The sequence below is a fragment of the Flavobacterium sp. HSC-61S13 genome (assembly GCF_024171535.1).
Taxonomy (GTDB): Bacteria; Bacteroidota; Bacteroidia; order Flavobacteriales; family Flavobacteriaceae; genus Flavobacterium.
The window spans coordinates 482050-502065 of sequence record NZ_JALJZV010000001.1; the positions used below are offsets into that span (position 1 = coordinate 482050).

Genomic DNA, 20016 nt, shown 5'->3' on the forward strand with positions numbered 1-20016 from the left:
TTGTTTTCTATTTTACGTAATCCTTGATGGACATAGTTATTTAATAATAACATTAACTATATTAGTTTTAAAATTAAGGATAGAAGAACTATAAAACGCACTACAGTGCAAGAAGTGAGTTTGAAACTGATTAGAAGTTATAGTGATTCTCAGATTATTAATAATCAAAGTAAACAAGACAATGTCTTTATGTTAGACCAGTTTATCTTATCTGATAATCAAGTTTTTATAATTGAAATTAATGAGAAGAATGGGGTAAGGAATCAGGTTTTGAAAGTAGTAAATTAAAATATTTTAAAGTCTAAGAAAATTAAAAGGTTTCATATTAGATAATAATACAGTTGAATTATTTAGGGGAGCCATACTAAATGTAGTATGGCTCTATATCTTTACATTTCACTCAAAATAATGAAAGGTTTACTAATTTGTATTAGGTTTTTATATTAACATAAAATAGCTTTACAAATAATTTAAGTAAATAGCTTTTTATAAAAATGCAGTATAAGTATACTTTATCAATTAAAAGATATTGGACAAAGAGTGATACACAATCATTAATGGTCCTTTTTTTATTTAGTGTTTTCTGGTTTTCTTTTGAAATTAAGGTTGTAGAATGGTTAGAACTAAATATATCTAAACCGTATACAGACAATTTAGAATATAGTGTTATAACAATACTTCTAATGTTTATATTAATACTATATCTAGTTGTTAGTATAACTCCAAAGCTATTTACTGCACGGAAATTTATACCATATAAGAGTATATTGTGTTTATCTTTTTTTGTTTACCTTTTTTTCAGGTATCGTTTAAAAGAACTATTTAATGTTGATTTTGAATATTATAGTATAGGTATTTTAGATGTGTTTTTTACTATAATTGGATTATTTACGTTTTTATCATTTATTAATAATATTATAATAAGAGAGAGAGTCGAAAAACCTAAAAAAGTAGGTGCTTTAGAAGGTATAGAGTTTCTACTAGATCATTATATCTCTTCAGAGAAAGAGGATAAGTTTAATTTTAAAAAGAAGGTTATCAATTTATTAAGACAGATTGATAGGCTAAAGGAACAAAACATCTTTGTTGATGGCAAATCTTTTAGTATTGGTATTGTGGGTAAATGGGGGTACGGCAAGAGTTCTTATCTAAATTTATTAGAAAAAGAAATTAAAAAGAATGAGGATCAATATATTTTTGTAAAATTCAATCCGCGGCATTCAAAAAGTATTGATACTATTCAAGTAGATTTTTTTCAAAACTTTTTTGACAAATTAAAAATTTATGATTCTAGATTTTCAAATTCATTTAATAATTATCTAAAATCACTTCAGATTCTAGATTCTAGCAGTTTTATTGATTTCTTTAGAAGTGGATATAATGAATTACTAGGTATTGAACATGAAAAGGATATTATTAATCAATCAATTCAGCGTATCGATAAGATTATTGTTGTTATTATTGATGATTTAGATCGTTTATTGGCAGACGAAATTATAGAGGTTTTTAAAATAATTGACGGAACAGCATCTTTTTCTAACACTGTGTTTTTAACAGCTTTTGATAAAGAGCACGTTAATAAAATTATTGATGAAAAATACACAAATGAAGATAGCTTGTTTTCAGATAAATTTTTCAACGTGGAGATTTTTCTACCAGCAATCCCTAAAACAATAATATATAATTTTATTGAAGAGGTGTTAACAGATACTTTTGGAAATAAGATTATTAATAGTGATGAATTTCAATTTGATTTAAGAAAGGAATTAATCGATTTAAAGTTTCATATAGTAAATAATATCAAAACCCTAAGAGATGCTAAACGCTTTTTAAACAGTTTCCATAATCAGTTCTATTTAGTTAAAGATATATTAGTTTTTAAAGAGTATTTTTTACTTAGTTTAATAAAATATAGGTATTATAATATTTACCTAACTATACAAACAGAAATGTTTTCTAGTATACAATTTGTTGATATAGATGCATCACATAACAGACTATTTATTGATCTGAATTTAAGATTGGATAGTCTATTAAAGACAATAGGTGTAAAACACTTTAAAAGTGATTTTTTAGACTATGGGAATGATGTAAATAAGAGTCCAAAAAGTGAGAAGCAAAAAGTTGAAGAAAGTATAGATAAAAGTATATTATCTATATTAAAGGCACTATTTAATGATTTTAATATCCAGAACCCAAACTCAATAGGGAATAGAGATATGTTCGATTTTTATTTTGACGAAAATGATAATGTAGAAGATTATAAAAATACAGCTGTTTATTTTAAACTATTATTTGATAAGGAAGAGAGAGTTGTAAAAGAAGAGATTAATAAAAATATTATTAACAATAATGTTAATAAACTATTAGAATTTATTGATAAAATCAGATTTGAGTCATTAAAGAATAATGATAGTATTATTAAATATATTAACTTATTGTTTTACATTAATGGGAATCTTATAGATCAAATAATAATAAAAGAGAAACTATTGAATTTGTTTAAAGTTCAGTTTGTTAAAGATTTAGCAGCAATTGGTTTAATTGATAGTATTGATAATTTTAAACTTTTTTTAAAAGAAAAATTACAGAGTAATGAACCTTTTTATCCTTATTTAATAGTTAAAGATTTAATAGTTTCTATTATTTTAAATGATAAATTGTACCTATTTGAACATCAAGAGATATTAAAAATTTCAATAAATAATTTCAATAAGTATTTATATGATAATAAAGATTATAACGTTTTACATCGTGAATTGTTATTATCTTGTATTAATGATTTAGTTGGTAATCAGGGAAATATAATTTTAGATGAAGATTGTTGCTTAAGGGTTAGAGAATTAATTCAAAAGAATCCTGACAAGTATTTTGATAGTTTTGTTAAATTAGGTATGAAATCTTTCGATCCACAATGGAATAGTATTACCTGTGATGGATACTGGAAGCAAATATTTGAGACAAAAGATAATTTTGAAGAGGTTTTATATAAAAATGAACTCAATAAAAAATCTTATATAGATAAAGTCAGAAATTTTTGGGAATTATATTCAAACAATAGCTTTGAGCCAATTGAATATAGAGATAATGGGGTAGTCCAAGATAAAATTGACGAAAATCTGTTTGAGGAGGTAGAAGAATTAAATAATTTAAAAGGTCAATTAAAAGAAGTACTGATAAATGATTCAATATTATTATGGTATGAAATATTGGAAAATACTAATCCTGGACATTATGGAGCTGAGGTTATAGATATAAATATTGAAGAATCTAAGATATTATTATTAAACGTTTTTGAGGGAGATTTTAAAATTGATAACGTATATCTGTATTTTACTGCTCGATTAGGTTCGAGTAAAGGAAGTAATATGCCCTTTAATAAAAATATTAATGTAGAAGGTAATTTTAAAGTTGATTATAATGGAAATGTTATTATAAATAGTTTGACATCGACTTCTTTTATTTATTTGTTTGAAGAAGAAAATTAATATTTTGAAATAGATGAAAGTATTTATTCTTTCCAATAACGGACGATGAAAAACAAACCATAATTTGTTCTTAACTAAGAATAAATTATGGTTTGCTTTTTTTATAGTTATTAGTATAAAAATATTTGATACTTTTGATTATATAGGTTATGTGAAAATTATTAAAAAAACAGATAATTATGTGGGCAGATAATGAAACTTCTGATGATTTACTAGGCTTTAAAGTTCATGCGGATCTTTTAGTAGATGTTATAAATGATGAGAATGTACTCCCAGTAACAATTGGTGTGTTTGGAGATTGGGGTAGTGGAAAATCCAGTGTTTTAAAAATTGTTGAAAAACAGTTAATAGGAGACAATAAAGATGGTTTTAGAGATGGAACTTTAGTTTTATATTTTAATGGATGGGTTTTCGAAGGATATGATGACGCAAAAGCTGCTCTATTGGAATCTATAATAGAAAAATTTGCTAAACATAAAACACTGGGATCAAAAGTTAAGGATGAAACGAGTAAACTTTTTAAATCTGTAAAGTGGATGCGTTTAATGGGATTGGGATTTAAAAAGATTGCTGTTCCTGCAGCTAATGCTTACCTTACAGGGGGTGTTTCATTAATTCCATACTTATTAAGGGAGTTTTCTCAATTAGATGCTACAGAATTATCTGATAAACTTCAAGGTGAAGAGGCCGAAAATTTTTTAAATAGTATAATCAGGAAGAATGAAGATGACGAAATCACAATGGTTCGTGAATTTAGAGAGGATTTCAAAAAAATGCTTGATAAATCAAATATTAAAAAATTAGTTGTAATTATAGATGATTTAGATAGATGTACTCCAGATAGGCTAATTGAAAATTTAGAAGCTATAAAATTATTTTTGAATGTTGACAAAACGGCTTTTGTAATTGGAGCAGATCCAAGAATTGTCAGACATGCAATAGAATTACGATACAAAACCGATGGCATTGAAAATTCTTCAGATGTAGAAAGTCGAAATGATAGAATTGTTAGTGACTATTTAGAAAAATTAATACAAGTTCCTTATTATTTACCCAAATTAACTGATAATGAGGTGGAAACATATTTATCGTTGCTATTTTGTCAAAAAGAGCTTGGTAGTAATTTTAATAAGGTTTTAGAAGCGTTTTATTCAACTAGAGAAAATAATAGATACGATGTATTTGGATTAGGTGATATTGATTCAATACTTAAACCCGAAGAGAAAAGTAAGTTAACAAGTAGTGTGTCAATAATTGCTTCATTAGCTCCTATTATTACTGAAGGATTAAAAGGTAATCCCCGCCAAATTAAGAGATTTTTAAATACTTATTCATTAAGAGATAGATTAGTAAGGGTAGCTAAAATACATGATTTTAAAATGGATGTTTTAGCTAAGTTAATGGTACTTGAATACTCTTCACAAAGCTTATTTAGACAAATTTATGAATGGCAATCAACACAAAAAGGTGAGTCTAAAGAAATTATAGAATTAGAATCACTTGCAAGTAAAAATAGCATTGATATTATCAAAGATAAATATTCTGCTGATTGGGGGACTGAAAAATCAGTAAAATGGTTAAATGCAGAACCAATATTAACAGGAATAGATTTAAGGGATTATTATTGGATTACAAGAGATCAATTAACAACATCAATAAGTGGTAGTTCATTAATATCACCACATATTAGATCATTAGTTAAGAAGTTAATTGAACCAGTTTCAGGTTCTGCCTTAACTAGAACAGTATCTAAAGAGATTAAAAATAAATTAAATGGCGATGATTATACTACTTTAATGTCTTTACTTGAAAAAGAACTTACTAAAGCTCCTGAAAAGACTGAAATGCATGAAGCTTTTATTGAATTAATGGCTGAAAATTGTCCAAATGTCATTGATGCTTATATCAGAGTCATTAAGAAAGTAGATAATAATAAAATTCCATTCAGCCTTGCACAAAATTTTAAATTAATTGAATCAAAGAATTCAGGTGTAAAAAAACTATATAATCTGTTTAGTAAAGAAAGTTCAATTTATAATAATATAAATGCTGACAATTAATGGGAACTACACAAAGAATCAATCCAGGAGTAGTTAATCAACCCAACTGGGGGGATTTAGCAAATTCAATTACTCAAATAGCTAAGACCCTAGAACAGGAAAAAAAGCTTGATGAAGATGATGAGAAGAATAAGAAAGAATCTAACAAAAATGATAATGAAAAAGAGATAGCTAGTGATAGTTCTAAACAGTATAAAAAAATATCTGATAGAAGAACTGAACATGTTAAATCACTATTTACTAATCTAGTAAAAACAGGTGGTGGGCGTAAAGCTATATCATCTGGTAAATCATCTTCTATTGGTAAAGCAGGACTGAAGTCTGCGAGTAAACTTACTAGTTTCTTTATCAATGTCGCTAATAATGGTCTTGATCAAGCCTTAACTGATATTGGTTTTGGTTCACTTAAGGGAAAATCTTTCAATGATGTAATTGACTATTTATTAATTTATTGTTCAGATTCAAATCAGGGGATGGATGAGACCGCTGCGAATAAAGCATCATGTGAGATTATGAAAGAAATTGCATTTCAATCAGGTAATGATGTAAACGAATATCAAAATTTAATAAAAGAATTGGTTGATGGTAAAGGACTATCGGATACATTATGTAAGTTTTGGGGGTTATATATTTTTGAACATTTATCCCAGCGTTTTGAAGAAAAAATACAACAACAAAAAGGAGAAGAAATTAGTAAGGACACTTTTAAAGTTATAAAAGATGACATCTTAGGTAGAGTAAAAGTTTTAAATACACAAAGAGCTGTATCCAAAATAGATTGGAATAAGGATGAAGGTAAAAAAGAAATTGAGAAAATATTTGATTCAATTATAAAGATTATTTGTAATGAAAAGAATTAAAGTACATAGCCCGATTTATAATAATAAATCGGGGATTTTATCCATAGGACTATCAGGGGAAGAGGAAGAATTTTCAACAGTAAGCATCGATTTTAAGACTTTACTTCCTTTTGCAAACTTAGTTAAAAGTCAAGTGAGAGATTTTTTCTTTATTTCTTGTGCTGTTTATGGTATTGATCGTTTCATAAACCGTAAGTATCATTCAGTTGATGGATGGTCTAGGGAACTACAAATTGAATTTCCTGTTTCAGATATGGATATTTGGAATAATGTAAAAGAGAATTTAGAAGAATTATTATCCTTTTTGACAGGAGATTATTGGACTATAGAATTTTATAAATCTACATATATTTCTCCAGAGTTTACTTTGGCAATTGAGTTTCAAGAAAGTTTTAAACAAGTTAATCTTTTTTCTGGTGGATTAGATTCATTAATAGGTGCAATTGATTATATAAGTACACATCCTGATGATAAGGTTTTATTTACCTCACATTATGATCCTCAAATGAAAGGACCTAAAAGGGATCAGGAATATTTATTAATGTTGTTGAATAAACAATATAAAGGACAGTTTGATTACATTCCTTCAGTTAAAGTAACATTATCTAAAACAACTACAAAACGAGAAACTACATTCAGAAGTCGCTCAATATTGTTTATAGGGATTGCTCTTATAATCTCACAAGGAAAGAATGTTAAAGATATTGTTGTACCTGAAAATGGGTCAGTGTCTTTAAATTATCCGTTAAGTCCATCAAGAAGAACTTCTTGTAGTACAAGAACAACACACCCTTTTGTATTGGATATGACTAATTTAATTTTAAGTAAGTTAAAAATTAATAGTGATATATCTAATCCTTATGAATTTAATACTAAAGGTGAAATGGTTGATAGTTGTAAGGATATAGAATTTTTAAGACAGATAATCAGTTTTTCAAATTCATGTGGGAAGAGAGGCCATAGAAAAACTTGGATAAAGCGTTCTGCAACCCATTGTGGAGTATGTATGCCTTGTATATATCGTCAAGCCTCTTTACTAAATCAAATTGATGAAACTGAATATGGTTCAAGCATTAATTCATTAATACCATTTGGAACTAAAAAGGGTCAAGATGTAGGCATTTGTTTAGATTTTCTTAGAAAGGATATAACTAAAGAGGATATTAAAACAGAATTAATAGTGAATGGTATTAAAAATATTGATAAATTAAAAAACTATGTTGAAGTTGTTGGGCGTACAAGAGCTGAATTAAAAAATTGGTTTACTAAAAATGGAAATTCTATAATTAAAAATAAAGCAGGATTCTAAATGTTAGATACTCATTGCCATATTGATTTATATAAAAATCCCAAAGAAATATTAGAGTTTTGTGAGAACAATAAAATAACTATTATTTCGATGACTAATTTACCTAGTCATTTTGAAATGGGATTACCTTTTTTTGATGAAAAAAAGCATGTCAGAATGTCTTTAGGAATGCATCCATTATATGTAGAGTTACATAATAGTGAATTTCATTTGTTTGAAAAATATTTTCATCAAACATCATATATAGGTGAAATTGGATTAGATTTTTCTAAAATAGGTATTACTAGTAAAGAAATGCAGTTGAAGTCTTTTACAAAGATTTTAGAGTTGGTATCTGGTCAAAAAAAACTATTAAGTATACATTCAAGAAAAGCAGAAAATGAAGTATTAGAAAATTTAATAAATTACAGAATTAAGAATGCTATTTTTCATTGGTATTCTGGAGGGTTAAATCTGATCAAAAGAATAGTACAGGAAGGATATTATTTTTCAATAAATTCAGCGATGATAAAATCGGCGTCGGGACAAAAAATAATATCTACAATACCTAAAAATAATATATTAACAGAAACAGATGGGCCTTTTATTGAAAGAGAAAATATTCCCTTGATGCCTGGTGAAGTTGAAGATGTACTATTGTATTTAGCCAAAATATGGAATGTTTCATTTGAACAATCGAAAGAAATAATTAGGAATAATTTTAAGAATCTGATAAATAATTTATAATAACATAAAAATAAACATTAAAAATAGTTATTAATTAATGAAAATCTAATTGATTTTTTTATATATAGAATACAAAATGATAATTCAAAAAAAAACGATTCAAAAACTCAGAGAATTAATTAATGAAGAAACAGAATACAGGTCAGGTCCTCAATTAGTTGATTTTTTTAATGATTTAGGTTTTAATGATATATATGGGCAAGGTTTTCCTTCAAGATGGTTATATACAGAAAATAATTTAATAAAAATAAATGGAACACCTGAATTGGATAAATGTTTAAGAGCAGTGTTTTCACCTCTGAATTTTATAGGTAGATTTAACGAGTTGGATTCTCATATAGCTACTTTTAATGAGTATTTATCTTTTGATAATTGGATAGTTATCAGGAATGGCAAGGAAATAACTTTCCAAAAGATTGATGATGCGTATTTTAATAAAAATTCATCTCATATAGCTAATGATAAAGATATAAAAGAAGACCAATTCTTAAATAGGGTTTTTTCAGAAGTCAATTTAGATAAACTAGAATTGGAGTATTCTATTACTGAAATATTAAAATTAAGAATTGAGGAAATAGAGAATTGTTTGGCTTCTGATTCACCTCTTTCCGTTATTTTTTTATGTGGAAGTACATTAGAAGGGATTTTATTAGGAGTTGCCACCAAGTTTCCAAAAGAATTCAATACAGCAAATTCTACTCCAAAAAATGATGAAGGTAAACCTAGACAGTTTCAGGAATGGAATTTGAATAGTTTTATTAATGTAGCATATGAAAATAACATTTTAAGAGAAGACGTAAAAAAATTTAGTCATAGTCTTAGAGATTTTAGAAATTATATACATCCTTATCAACAATTATATAGTGGTTTCAATCCAGACATCCATACTGCAAGAATAAGTTTGCAAGTTTTAAGAGCAGCAATTAATCAAGTAATGAATTATAAAAAATAATTTTTTATAAAAATAAGTAACATGCATAGAATGCCTATTGCTAAATATAGAAATATAAGTAATAATATTGATTGTTATACAGTTGATAATTCTTATTCAGATTTCGATAGAAATAGTTTTACATGTGTTAGTTGTAATGTTAAAATTGAGTTTAGTAGGCAACCGAAGAACTCAACTCTAGGACCTTTTTTTGAAAATAGGAAGAATATCTCTCATTTAGATTCTTGTAAAATAACAAGTATTGTTAATAATTATCTTCAAAGGAGGGGGATAGAGGAAAAAGACATACATGAAAGTATAGCAAATATTTTGTGTATGATTATTCCTTATACCAAAAGATTAAATGATGTGAAAAGAAACTATACTGAAAGAGAAATGCTTATTAACCTACTTTCTTCTAAGGTAACTAAGAGATTTTAAAAATCAATAAAAGATTTAAGCCCTAATGAGGTTAATCTATTTGAAATTATAACAGAAGATAATCAGCTGGTTAAATTAAAAGATTTGGTACTAAAATAAGATGAGATAATAGAAAAGTTGTGTCAAACACAGATGCTATTTGTTTGTATTTTGGAAAGAAAAATTAAAGATATACAAGAAGTAACAGGAGGGAGTATACGTTTGAATCTTTCAATAAGTAAATGGTATAAAAGAACTTAACCATTTCATCTATTTATACCTAAATGTTATATAACTAAGAATGAGAAATCTATTAAAAAAGTTTCGAACAAAAGATTTTATTGCTATGAAATGGCAGAAAAGAGTGGAGATTTTTTTAAAATAGATCTTTATTCAATAGAACATCAAGTGTTGTTTTTAGATAAATCAACTGTATTTATTTTGAATATTATGATTTATAATTAAAGTTGATTAAAATATTTTTTGTCTTTGATATTGAATGAAGTGAAATACTTGAAAGATCATCGATTTAAAAGCTCAGCTAATTCATGGCACACAAGAGAAAGCAGCTATTTATAAGACTTACGGAGTAGGGTGTAAATCCCTCTTTAATACTTTTGATCCAAGAAGATAAATAAGATATCAAAAAAAAGAGATAAAACCTAAAATTTAGGATTTATCTCTTTTTTTAATATATCAATCTTACGGATAAAAATAACACCTTATTTTAAATGCTATTATTAAAGTTAGTTTTTAAGAAGAATACCCCAAATGTAACTTTTACAGTATAATTTTTTTTTTAACTTATTCGATTAACAATTATTAACTACGAAATATAGTAAAAACATTACTTTTTAGACAAAAAAGTAAAGATAAAACAACATACAAATGAGTATATAAAAGGATCCGAAAAATAAAAGCGTACAGATTTGGATATAAAAAAAGTCTAACTATTTAATTATCAATAGTTAGACTTTTTTATTTGTGGAGTCGCCGAGAATCGAACTCGGGTCCAAACAAGCAATCAAAAAGCTTTCTACATGTTTAGTTCCTTCTTAGTTTTTCGTCGACAAGCTTGGCTAGGAACCGCCACCTGTCGCTTATTCTCTTAATTTCAAAAACCCGTCGAGACTAAAGGTTTCCTAGGTTTATTTTTACGGTTCTCCTAATTAAAACGCCACAAACCAAGGCTTTTTTGGAGAATCTAGCTTTCTCACCTGGTGAGAACTAGGCAAATCTTACTATAATTCAGATTAAGCAGCTAAAGCGTAATTATTTTCGCCGTTTGAAAAGTTTGAAAAATGATATTTACGAGCTGTTTTTCAGCGCTCGACATGCTTACAATCTAATTCCACTTGCTGTCAAAGCCAATCGACCCCAAATGTTATTTGTTTAGATAAAACAAAAGAACGAATGGCAAAGATAAAATAAAAAATCGAGAGCTGCCGTGTTTTTGGCGATTTAAAATTTATTAAAATATTGGCAAAACAGCCTTCACTTGGTTTTAAACAACCCGATATCTTATCGTAGAATTGAATCATACCTGAATAATTAATAATTTTTTTAAGGCAGCGAAATGAAATCGCCATTTTCCTTTGCAAAAGGATTAAATAAGCTTAAATTTGGAAGATTATACTAATAATAGCCTTAACAATACTTTTATGGAATCTACATTATAGATTGGTTTGTGACTTACAAGCATCAATCAAAGTAGATCGTCCCATTTAATATCTATAAAATAAATATATTCTACCTATGAAATTTGGACTTATAAAAGAGAGAAAGAGCCCTCCAGATAGACGCGTTGTTTTTAGCCCTACGGAGTTGGTTGAAGTGACAAAACGTTTCCCTGAGGCACAGTTTGTAATTGAATCTTCGGATATTCGTGTATTTTCAGACCAAGAGTATAAGGATTTGGGGTTTGAAGTCAGTGATGATCTTTCCGATTGTGATGTATTAATTGGGGTTAAGGAAGTACCTATTGATGCGCTTATCCCAAATAAAACCTATTTCTTTTTCTCACATACCATAAAAAAACAAAGTCATAACAGAGCCTTATTACAAGCCTGCTTGGACAAAAACATTCGATTGATTGATCACGAAACCTTGGTCGATGAAAATAATAAACGTCTTATTGGTTTTGGTAGATATGCTGGTATCGTCGGTGCTTATAACGGATTTAGAGCCTTTGGAATTAAATATGAGTTATTCAATTTAGTCAAAGCGGAATTGTTATTACACAAAGAAGATTTGATCGAACGTGTGAGTAGACCGTATTTGCCACCTGTTAAAGTTATTCTAACCGGACATGGTAAAGTTGGTATGGGCGCAAAGGAGATACTAGACGGTATGAAAATGAAGCAGGTTTCGATAGAAGACTTTTTGAATAAAGATTTTGATGTACCGGTCTATGCGCAAATTGATGTTACAGACTATTATAAGAGAATTGATGGAAGCACAGTCTCAAAAAGTGATTTTTATCAAAATCCAGATTTATACGAATCGAATTTTGAAAGGTTCTCGCGTGAAGCAGATATTTTTATTGCCGGCCATTTCTATAAAACGGGTGCTCCTAAAATTCTTAGCCAAGCCATGCTAAATGGTGCACATAATCAGATTAAAGTAGTGGCTGATATTTCTTGTGATATCGATGGCCCCATCGATTCAACTATCCGTACATCTACCATAGCGGATCCTATTTACGGTTATTATCCGAGAGAAAATAAAGAAGTAAGTATCGAACACCCCGCAGCAGTCGTTGTGATGGCAGTAGATAATTTACCCTGTGAGTTACCTAAGGATGCTAGTGAAGGTTTTGGAGAATCCTTTATTGAACAAGTGATTCCGGCTTTCTTTAATCAAGATAAAGACGGCATTTTTAAAAGAGCAACTGTCACAGAAAACGGTAAATTAACCGACAAATTCCTTTATTTAGAAGATTTTTTAGCGGAAAAACAAGAGTAAATCCTAACATTATATTGAAAAAGGGATCATCATTTGCACCATGATGATCCCTTTTTTTAATTAGGCTAAGCAGCAAAAACCGTTTTCTTTAGATTTTTCTTGTAAGCCAATTTCTTGGCAACTTTTAATATTTGTTCAGATAAGTTCGTTAACCAGATTAATTGCTCAATAACGAGTTGTGATTCTTCCATTTTTACTTTGATGTCTTCATCATCATCGATCGACAGTTTTAATTCCTTTTCACGAATGTCTTTCAAATAGGAAAAGCTGATCTCATATTCTTTTTGTTCATCTTGCGTCATGATATACCGTTCTTTCGAAGAATCTTGAATAACCTCAATGGTCGTATTCAAATTCTTAACGATCGTATCCATCACCACGTTAAAAGCTTTAGACGCCTCCGTGGTTTTGTGTGACTGAATGTAGGTTCCTATAGAGGCGGCAGACGATAATAACGTATGGTTTAATACTGCTAATTCATAGAGTTCTGAACGGTATTTCTGTTTGGATTTAGGTTCTTGTATCATTCTTTGGAATGAGGACATCAGATTTCCGATTTCAATAAATGCATATTTACGAGTCAAGCGATAAGGTAAAGTTACTTCTCCTTTTTCGTTGTAGTAAATCGAAATTTCTTTTAGATAATCCCTATTGGCTTTAATCGATTTAGTCAAATGTATGTTTAGATTCAAAAATTCCCAAGACGGCCATAACAAATAGTTGGCACCAAAAGCCAGTACTGCACCGATTAAGGTATCAATGATACGGTAGGTGAGCAGGTCCATAAAATTAGGTGTCAAAATCCCATAAATCAAGACTACATAAATCGTTATAAAAGTTACGCCAATTTTGTAGTCGGTATGTGAAAACCAATATCCAACAATCATGGTAAAGATCGTTAGCACGGCCAAAACGGTAGTATTGTCGATAAAAGCCAATAATCCAAAGGCAACAAGTCCTCCGGCCACTGTTCCGATAACCCGCTCAAAGGAACGCTGTTTGGTTAGTCCAAAACCAGGGCGCATAATAACAACAATGGTTAATAAGATCCAATATCCGTTGAGTAAATTAAAGATTTGACCGATCATAAATCCTAGTAGAATCGTGATGGTTAGTCGTAAGGCATGACGAAAAATAGTAGATGAAAAATTCATATTTTCCTTCAGCGTATCCCAGCGGTAATGTTGTGGAGTCAAAAATTTCTCAAGATCTTTATGTTTCCCTTTTAAATCATTCTCTGTAACGGTATTGGTTAAAACGCGCTCTAATATTTTAATTTTTTCAATCTGTTTGCCAGCGTAGTGAATGACATTTGAAAACATCAGAACCGCTTCAGATGTAGAGTCGGACTGATTGTTTTTTTGAAATTGATAAAGTTTGTCCTCAATCTTTTTTAGATCGTCAGTCAAGGAAGATATTGCGGTATATTTTTTACCTATATTCAATGAAAGAGAAATATTAGAAATCGTACTGGCAAACTGATCTGCCAATTTTTTATAATCTTCAATAATATCTAAGTGATCCTTAAAAAGTACATATAACTTTTTGTGATCAAAAGCCGTTGATAGCGCAATTTCTTGAATATCCACTAAAGCTGTGAACGCCACTAACATTTTTCGGTTGTAGGAAGAGTTCCCAGTATTGGCTTTATTTCTGACGAGGTATTCTCGGAGATTTTCGTGTATCTCATTGAGTTTAACCTGGACATTCAATTGTTCTTCAATAATCTTATCTCTATTGGCATCCTTAGCCCATAGATTAGCACGCAATTTCAAATATTCGGCGGTTAAATCCATACATTCTGACGTTTGCAAAGCTGCATATCTTCGTGGTCGAGCTAGATTAAACAACAGCGATACGACCAAATACAGTATTCCGCCCATCAAAAGCATTAGGCAATGCATATATAAATCTTTACCTTGATACGGATGAACAAAAGCTAAACTGACGGCTAGTAGGCCGGTAAATGATAGCATATTTGCGCGATGTCCATAAACGGAAATCATACATAATGCGAATATAATGCTTAGAAAAACGGGATAAAAAAGGAAAGTTCCAACCACAGTGCATAATACCAAGGTAATAGTTGGAATTAATAGCGCACCTACTAATAGTCCGACAACCTTGTGTTTTAGGTTGCTGGGAATATCTACTGGGGCAGTCAGTAAAGCTCCCATGGCAATAGTGAAAGCGAGCGTAAATTCCTTGTAGGGCATCAACACCAAAAAGGGAATAATAGAAGATATGGTAATTTTTAATGAGTCGGTAAGGTGTAGGTTATCCGTGAATTTTCTCGCTGTCTTAAACATAGCTATTCCGTGGGCAGATTTAAAATTAATTTATTGTGATCAAGATTGTCTAGGCAAGATACTGCAAAATAAATACCAAAATTTGTATATTGTAATAATTCTTTCTGTTTTTTTGATTAATTTTGTGTTTGCTTAAAATTTTGAGCAGCATAAATATTAAACAAAACTATTATGATATTACCAATTGTGGGTTATGGTGATCCTGTATTGAGAAAAGTAGGAGAAAATATTGGCCCAGATTATCCGGAATTAGCTGATCTTGTAGAGAATATGTTTGAAACGATGCATCGTGCGCATGGAGTAGGATTAGCAGCACCTCAAATAGGTTTGGCAATTCGATTATTTGTAGTAGATTGCGCTCCATTCGCAGAGAATGATGATGTAACAGAAGAAGAAGCCCTATTTTTATCGACTTATAAAAAAGCTTTTATCAATGCTAAAATTCTAGCAGAAGAAGGTGAAGAGTGGGCATTTAATGAGGGATGTTTAAGCATACCTGATGTTAATGAGGATGTATACAGAAAAGAATTAGTGACCATTGAATACTACGATGAAAATTTCGTAAAACACGTGGAGCAGATTGGTGGATTAGCGGCAAGGGTGATTCAACATGAATACGATCATATCGAAGGAATCCTTTTTACTGACAAAATCAATAGTTTAAAAAAACGCTTGAATGCGCGTCGTTTGCAAAACATATTTGAAGGGAAAATCGTACCGAATTATAAGATGAAGTTTGCTTCAAAAAAGGGTAGATAAAATAAAAAACACCAAAGAAGATATTTGTTACTTTAAAATTAAAATAATTTCAAAAGATGAGTTTAGATAGAATATTAGCCATTTCAGGAAAACCGGGATTGTATGAATTGAAAGTACAAACACGTACAGGTTTTGTTGCCGAGTCTCTAGTAGACGGAAAAAGAAGTACCATTGGATTGAAGCATAATGTAAGTTTGCTTTCTGAAATCTCGATGTATACCTATGATGATGAAGTAAAATTATTTATTGTATTCAAATCTATTGCCAAAAAAGAAAATTACCAAGCAGCGGTTTCTCACAAAGAGGACAATGCGGTATTAACGACTTACTTTAGAGAGATACTTCCTCAGTTTGATGAGGAACGGGTTTATGTATCGGACATTAAAAAGGTTTTAAACTGGTATAACATTCTTCAAAACAGAGGTATGATTACTGAGGAGGCCTTTGGCGAGCATGCTGAAGCAGCAGCTCCGGTAGTCGAAAGCGTTGAAAAATAAATTTTAAAATCCCGTTTTAACGGGATTTTTTTTTACCCTTAAAGGTCCTGATATCCTTATATGGTCAAACAATATTAAATTAGTGGCGATCGTGACCACTGCTCATTAAAACCTAATCTTAGATATGCAAACTAGAGAATTACAATTAAAAGCCATAGAACGGCTATTAAACATCATGGATGACCTTCGAGAAAAATGTCCTTGGGATCAAAAACAAACCATGGAGAGTCTTCGACATTTAACTATTGAGGAAGTCTATGAGCTCGGAGATGCTATTTTGGATGATGATTTAATGGAAATCAAGAAAGAATTGGGCGATGTTTTACTACATATCGTTTTCTATGCCAAAATCGGTAGCGAGAAAAAGGCTTTTGACATCGCTGATGTGGCGAATGGAATTTGTGATAAATTAATATCAAGGCATCCACATATCTATGGCGATGCCCAGGTGAGCACAGCTGAAGAGGTAAAACAAAACTGGGAAAAATTAAAACTCCAAGAGGGTAATAAATCGGTTTTAGGCGGAGTTCCCAAAAGCCTCCCTGCCTTGGTTAAGGCAAGTAGAATTCAAGAAAAAGTCCAAGGAGTAGGCTTTGATTGGGACAATAGAGCTGATGTTTGGAATAAGGTAAAAGAAGAATTAGACGAATTTGAACAAGAGGTAAATTTGAATCAAACCGACAAGATGGAGGAGGAGTTTGGTGACGTATTGTTTTCCTTAATCAATTATGCGCGTTTTTTAAAAATAAATCCAGAAACAGCCTTAGAGCGAACTAACAAGAAATTTATATCTAGATTTCAATATATTGAACAAAAAGCTTCAGATTTAGGTAAAACGATAACCGATATGAATTTGGAAGAGATGGATCGATATTGGAACGAAGCAAAAAAACTAAAAATTAACTTATAGTGAATACTATTTTTTTTAACTATATCTAAAACAAAATTACGAAGTACATCTATATTACATGATTTATGATGAGTTTTTTGTCATATATTAACTATTTGAATAAATTAAGATCCAGAGTAGTAGTAAAAAAAACGTTTTAAATGTTTAAAAAGTGTTAGTTTTATGGACTAGTTTTTAAACTCCAATTATGAAAATTAAATTACAATATGCTTTTTTTGCATTTGCGGCTTTGACCTTTACAGCACAAGCACAAAATATGCAAGTGAAAGCAGCTATTTCGAAAAATACTCAAGTAGATTTTTTAAAAAGCTTTGCTGCTGCAGATGAAACATATGCCATAGAAAGCCAGTCGAAAGCACAAGAATTTGCACTTGCAAAAGGATTGCCTTTAAGTGGTTTTGACAAGGATGGCAATTATTTTGCAGTATATGAAATTGATAAAAAAGGGAATTTAATTTATTATAGTACAAAAAACGCAGGATCTAGAAAGACCGCTCGAGTTGATAATATCAAAACAGAGTTGGGATTAGACCTAAATGGAGAAGACATGACTGTGGGGGTTTGGGACGGTGGAGTTGGTTTATCAACCCATGTAGAATTAGATGGTCGAATTATTTTTAAAGATAAAAGTACCGCTGTCAATCGTCATGCAACGCATGTTATCGGAACTGTAGCTTCTGCAGGCACCAATAATGCAGCATCTAAGGGAATGGCGCCTAAAGCCACGATATGGAGCAATGACTGGAACAAAGACACTTCCGAAATGGCTGCACAAGCAGCAGAAGGTTTATTGGTTTCTAACCACTCCTATGGCGTTGATACTACGAACGAGAATTTTCCAATTCCAGTAGACTATTTTGGTTCCTATGATTTTACCGCATATCGATTTGATATGATTGCGTTTAATGCACCATTTTATCAGCCAGTTGTTGCAGCTGGAAATGATCGTCAAAGTTTCCTTAGATTAAATCCATCAAAAAAAGGAAATGATTTATTACTGGGTTCTTCTCTAGCTAAAAACTCGATTATTGTAGCTGCTGTTTTTGATGTACCCAATTATACTAGCTCCAATCAAGTTGCCATGTCACCTTTCAGCAGTTTTGGACCAACCGATGATTTTAGAATAAAACCGGATATTTCAGCTAAAGGGGTTCAGGTTTTTTCGACAAACAATAATGTTGATAATAAATCGTATGAGACTCTAAATGGTACGTCAATGGCAGCTCCCGCTGTTTCAGGTGTATTAATTCTATGGCAACAATACGCTATTCAAAAAAATGAAAACCCATATAGATCAGCAACACTGCGTGCTCTAATGGTTCAAACAGCTGATGAAACAGGAGCAGATCCTGGACCAGATCATAAATTTGGTTGGGGATTAATCAATGCTAAACGCGGTATTGAAGTGATTTCAGAAAGCAAATCGGATTTAGCCTTAATTAATGAATTGACTTTAACACAAGGAGCTACCTACGAAAAAGATATTACAGTTACAAAATCGGGAACTAATTTAACAGCTACTCTTGCGTGGACGGATAGCCCGAGAAATATAAATGATCAATTTGCTGAATATTTGGATGATCCAACACCTGCACTTGACAATGATTTAGATTTGAGAATCTATAAAGATGGTACTGAATATTTTCCGTGGAAGCTAAATAAAGATTTCAACCTACCATTTGCTTTAAAAGGTGATAATGATGTCGATAATATTGAAAAAGTTGAAATTCCTAATGCTGAACCAGGTATCTATAAGTTAGTCGTATCTCATAAAGATCAATTGTCAAGAGATAAACAAGATTTTTCTTTAGTGGTTAGCTCCACACAGGGAACCTTATCCATAGAAGACAATGTAAAGCTAGAAAATGAATTAAAAATATGGCCAAATCCAGCTAACGATAGGATTACCATTGAAGGCAGTGTAGAGCAATTGAAAGGGGCAACAGTCGTATTGTATGATATTGCTGGTAAAGCAATACTACAAGTAAACAACGCGGATACCTTTTCTTCTAATTGGACCATCCCTTTGAATAATTTATCTTCAGGAGTTTACTTTTTAAAGTTTAAAAATGCTGGAGCACAAATGACTAAGAAGATTTTAGTCAATAAATAACAACATTTACTTGTTTGAATTTTAACGAGTAAATAGCATATCAAGCAGTAATGTACGCAAGTTCATTGCTGCTTTTTTCTTATATCATAGGTAAAAGTACAACGTTGCTAATGAGGTAGATAACTAAAATATATTGGTTGCTATTTGAGCGAAAATAATGTAATTTCCACAAAGTAACATTGCTGTTTTAACTTTAAATTGGGAGCCTGTTTAAAATGTTTTTAATATATTTATATTCTAACCTAATAATTATCAATTATGGACAAACTAGAAATAGAAGGAAAATGGAATCGAATTAAAGGGGCTGTAAAACAAAAATACGGTGAATGGTTTGACGATGATAAAGCTTTCGCAGAAGGAAAGTTTGACGAAATGGTCGGAAAAATACAAGAAAAAAGTGGAAGAACTCGTGAGGAAATTGAAAAGGAACTCAAGGAGTGGAAAGAAGATTAATAGAGATGGGGCTTATACAAATGTATAAGCCCCATTTTATTGTTGGACACATCGTCTTTTCATAATCACTGGCCTTCCTATAGCGTGAACGAATTTACAGATGGATAGAGATACCGATCTACTCAAAGCTACATAATGACACTTAGCTTCGAATCATCGCTTAAAATCGTTTGTAGGCATAAAAAAAGACCGTCGAAACGGTCTTTAATTATAACTA

General features: G+C 30.4%; 14 protein-coding genes, 1 other RNA gene and 1 pseudogene. 14 read left to right on the plus strand and 2 right to left on the minus strand.

The window, feature by feature from the left end; all coding sequences use genetic code 11:
- Window positions 1–51: 51 nt before the first annotated feature.
- The 8 genes and pseudogenes from L1275_RS02050 to L1275_RS02085 all read left to right on the plus strand — a co-directional run.
- A pseudogene (locus L1275_RS02050) lies at window positions 52–288 on the plus strand (DUF4138 domain-containing protein); the annotation flags it as partial.
- A gap of 206 nt (window positions 289–494) precedes the next feature.
- Window positions 495–3488 (plus strand): P-loop NTPase fold protein, encoded by a 2994-nt coding sequence (locus L1275_RS02055; RefSeq protein WP_253469189.1) that lies wholly within the window; start codon window positions 495–497, stop codon window positions 3486–3488.
- 179 nt (window positions 3489–3667) lie between these two features.
- A complete protein-coding gene (locus L1275_RS02060; RefSeq protein WP_253469190.1) occupies window positions 3668–5548 on the plus strand; it encodes a P-loop NTPase fold protein in 1881 nt (626 codons plus the stop codon).
- The gene (locus tag L1275_RS02065) at window positions 5548–6408 is read left to right on the plus strand and encodes a hypothetical protein (protein ID WP_253469192.1); all 861 of its coding nucleotides are present in this window, start codon (window positions 5548–5550) and stop codon (window positions 6406–6408) included. Before L1275_RS02060 ends, L1275_RS02065 begins: the two co-directional genes overlap by 1 nt.
- Window positions 6395–7717 carry a Qat anti-phage system QueC-like protein QatC gene (gene qatC, locus L1275_RS02070; RefSeq protein WP_253469194.1) on the plus strand — a complete coding sequence of 441 codons (1323 nt, stop codon included), beginning with the start codon at window positions 6395–6397 and terminating at the stop codon, window positions 7715–7717. The genes L1275_RS02065 and qatC overlap by 14 nt, the downstream gene beginning before the upstream one ends.
- A complete protein-coding gene (gene qatD / locus L1275_RS02075) occupies window positions 7718–8443 on the plus strand; it encodes a Qat anti-phage system TatD family nuclease QatD (protein ID WP_253469196.1) in 726 nt (241 codons plus the stop codon). It begins immediately after the preceding gene.
- Window positions 8444–8519: 76 nt separating this feature from the next.
- Complete coding sequence (locus L1275_RS02080) at window positions 8520–9395, plus strand: hypothetical protein (RefSeq protein ID WP_253469199.1); 876 nt, start codon at window positions 8520–8522, stop codon at window positions 9393–9395.
- A 21-nt stretch (window positions 9396–9416) separates the two neighbouring features.
- Window positions 9417–9815: a hypothetical protein gene (locus L1275_RS02085; protein ID WP_253469201.1), complete on the plus strand. Its 399-nt coding sequence runs from the start codon at window positions 9417–9419 to the stop codon at window positions 9813–9815.
- Between the two features lie 961 nt (window positions 9816–10776).
- Here the strand turns inward: L1275_RS02085 and ssrA are convergent.
- Window positions 10777–11173: a transfer-messenger RNA gene (ssrA, locus tag L1275_RS02090) on the minus strand.
- Between the two features lie 376 nt (window positions 11174–11549).
- Between ssrA and L1275_RS02095 the strand changes: the two genes are divergently transcribed.
- Window positions 11550–12758 carry an NAD(P)-dependent oxidoreductase gene (locus L1275_RS02095; protein ID WP_253469204.1) on the plus strand — a complete coding sequence of 403 codons (1209 nt, stop codon included), beginning with the start codon at window positions 11550–11552 and terminating at the stop codon, window positions 12756–12758.
- Between the two features lie 65 nt (window positions 12759–12823).
- Here the strand turns inward: L1275_RS02095 and L1275_RS02100 are convergent, their stop codons facing one another.
- The gene (locus tag L1275_RS02100; protein WP_253469206.1) at window positions 12824–15067 is read right to left on the minus strand and encodes an FUSC family membrane protein; all 2244 of its coding nucleotides are present in this window, start codon (window positions 15065–15067) and stop codon (window positions 12824–12826) included.
- Between the two features lie 171 nt (window positions 15068–15238).
- On the opposite strand from L1275_RS02100, the gene def reads away from it, so the two are divergent.
- The 5 genes from def to L1275_RS02125 all read left to right on the plus strand — a co-directional run bounded on the left by def (window position 15239) and on the right by L1275_RS02125 (window position 19799).
- Window positions 15239–15826, plus strand: a complete 588-nt coding sequence (gene def / locus L1275_RS02105; RefSeq protein ID WP_253469208.1) for a peptide deformylase — start codon at window positions 15239–15241, stop codon at window positions 15824–15826.
- A gap of 56 nt (window positions 15827–15882) precedes the next feature.
- A complete protein-coding gene (locus tag L1275_RS02110) occupies window positions 15883–16323 on the plus strand; it encodes a DUF5606 domain-containing protein (RefSeq protein ID WP_253469210.1) in 441 nt (146 codons plus the stop codon).
- 124 nt (window positions 16324–16447) lie between these two features.
- Window positions 16448–17233, plus strand: coding sequence for a nucleoside triphosphate pyrophosphohydrolase (gene mazG / locus L1275_RS02115; protein ID WP_253469212.1), 786 nt, complete (start codon window positions 16448–16450; stop codon window positions 17231–17233).
- A 187-nt stretch (window positions 17234–17420) separates the two neighbouring features.
- A complete protein-coding gene (locus L1275_RS02120; protein WP_253469214.1) occupies window positions 17421–19346 on the plus strand; it encodes a S8 family serine peptidase in 1926 nt (641 codons plus the stop codon).
- A 258-nt stretch (window positions 19347–19604) separates the two neighbouring features.
- Window positions 19605–19799, plus strand: coding sequence for a CsbD family protein (locus L1275_RS02125; protein WP_253469216.1), 195 nt, complete (start codon window positions 19605–19607; stop codon window positions 19797–19799).
- The last annotated feature ends 217 nt before the right edge of the window (window positions 19800–20016 follow it).

Bases quoted from the DNA above. Each gene is read 5' to 3' on its own strand.
- L1275_RS02055 (WP_253469189.1), top strand. From the start codon at position 495: ATGCAGTATAAGTATACTTTATCAATTAAAAGATATTGGACAAAGAGT.
- L1275_RS02060 (WP_253469190.1), top strand. From the start codon at position 3,668: ATGTGGGCAGATAATGAAACTTCTGATGATTTACTAGGCTTTAAAGTT.
- L1275_RS02065 (WP_253469192.1), top strand. From the start codon at position 5,548: ATGGGAACTACACAAAGAATCAATCCAGGAGTAGTTAATCAACCCAAC.
- qatC (WP_253469194.1), top strand. From the start codon at position 6,395: ATGAAAAGAATTAAAGTACATAGCCCGATTTATAATAATAAATCGGGG.
- qatD (WP_253469196.1), top strand. From the start codon at position 7,718: ATGTTAGATACTCATTGCCATATTGATTTATATAAAAATCCCAAAGAA.
- L1275_RS02080 (WP_253469199.1), top strand. From the start codon at position 8,520: ATGATAATTCAAAAAAAAACGATTCAAAAACTCAGAGAATTAATTAAT.
- L1275_RS02085 (WP_253469201.1), top strand. From the start codon at position 9,417: ATGCATAGAATGCCTATTGCTAAATATAGAAATATAAGTAATAATATT.
- L1275_RS02095 (WP_253469204.1), top strand. From the start codon at position 11,550: ATGAAATTTGGACTTATAAAAGAGAGAAAGAGCCCTCCAGATAGACGC.
- L1275_RS02100 (WP_253469206.1), bottom strand. From the start codon at position 15,067: ATGTTTAAGACAGCGAGAAAATTCACGGATAACCTACACCTTACCGAC.
- def (WP_253469208.1), top strand. From the start codon at position 15,239: ATGATATTACCAATTGTGGGTTATGGTGATCCTGTATTGAGAAAAGTA.
- L1275_RS02110 (WP_253469210.1), top strand. From the start codon at position 15,883: ATGAGTTTAGATAGAATATTAGCCATTTCAGGAAAACCGGGATTGTAT.
- mazG (WP_253469212.1), top strand. From the start codon at position 16,448: ATGCAAACTAGAGAATTACAATTAAAAGCCATAGAACGGCTATTAAAC.
- L1275_RS02120 (WP_253469214.1), top strand. From the start codon at position 17,421: ATGAAAATTAAATTACAATATGCTTTTTTTGCATTTGCGGCTTTGACC.
- L1275_RS02125 (WP_253469216.1), top strand. From the start codon at position 19,605: ATGGACAAACTAGAAATAGAAGGAAAATGGAATCGAATTAAAGGGGCT.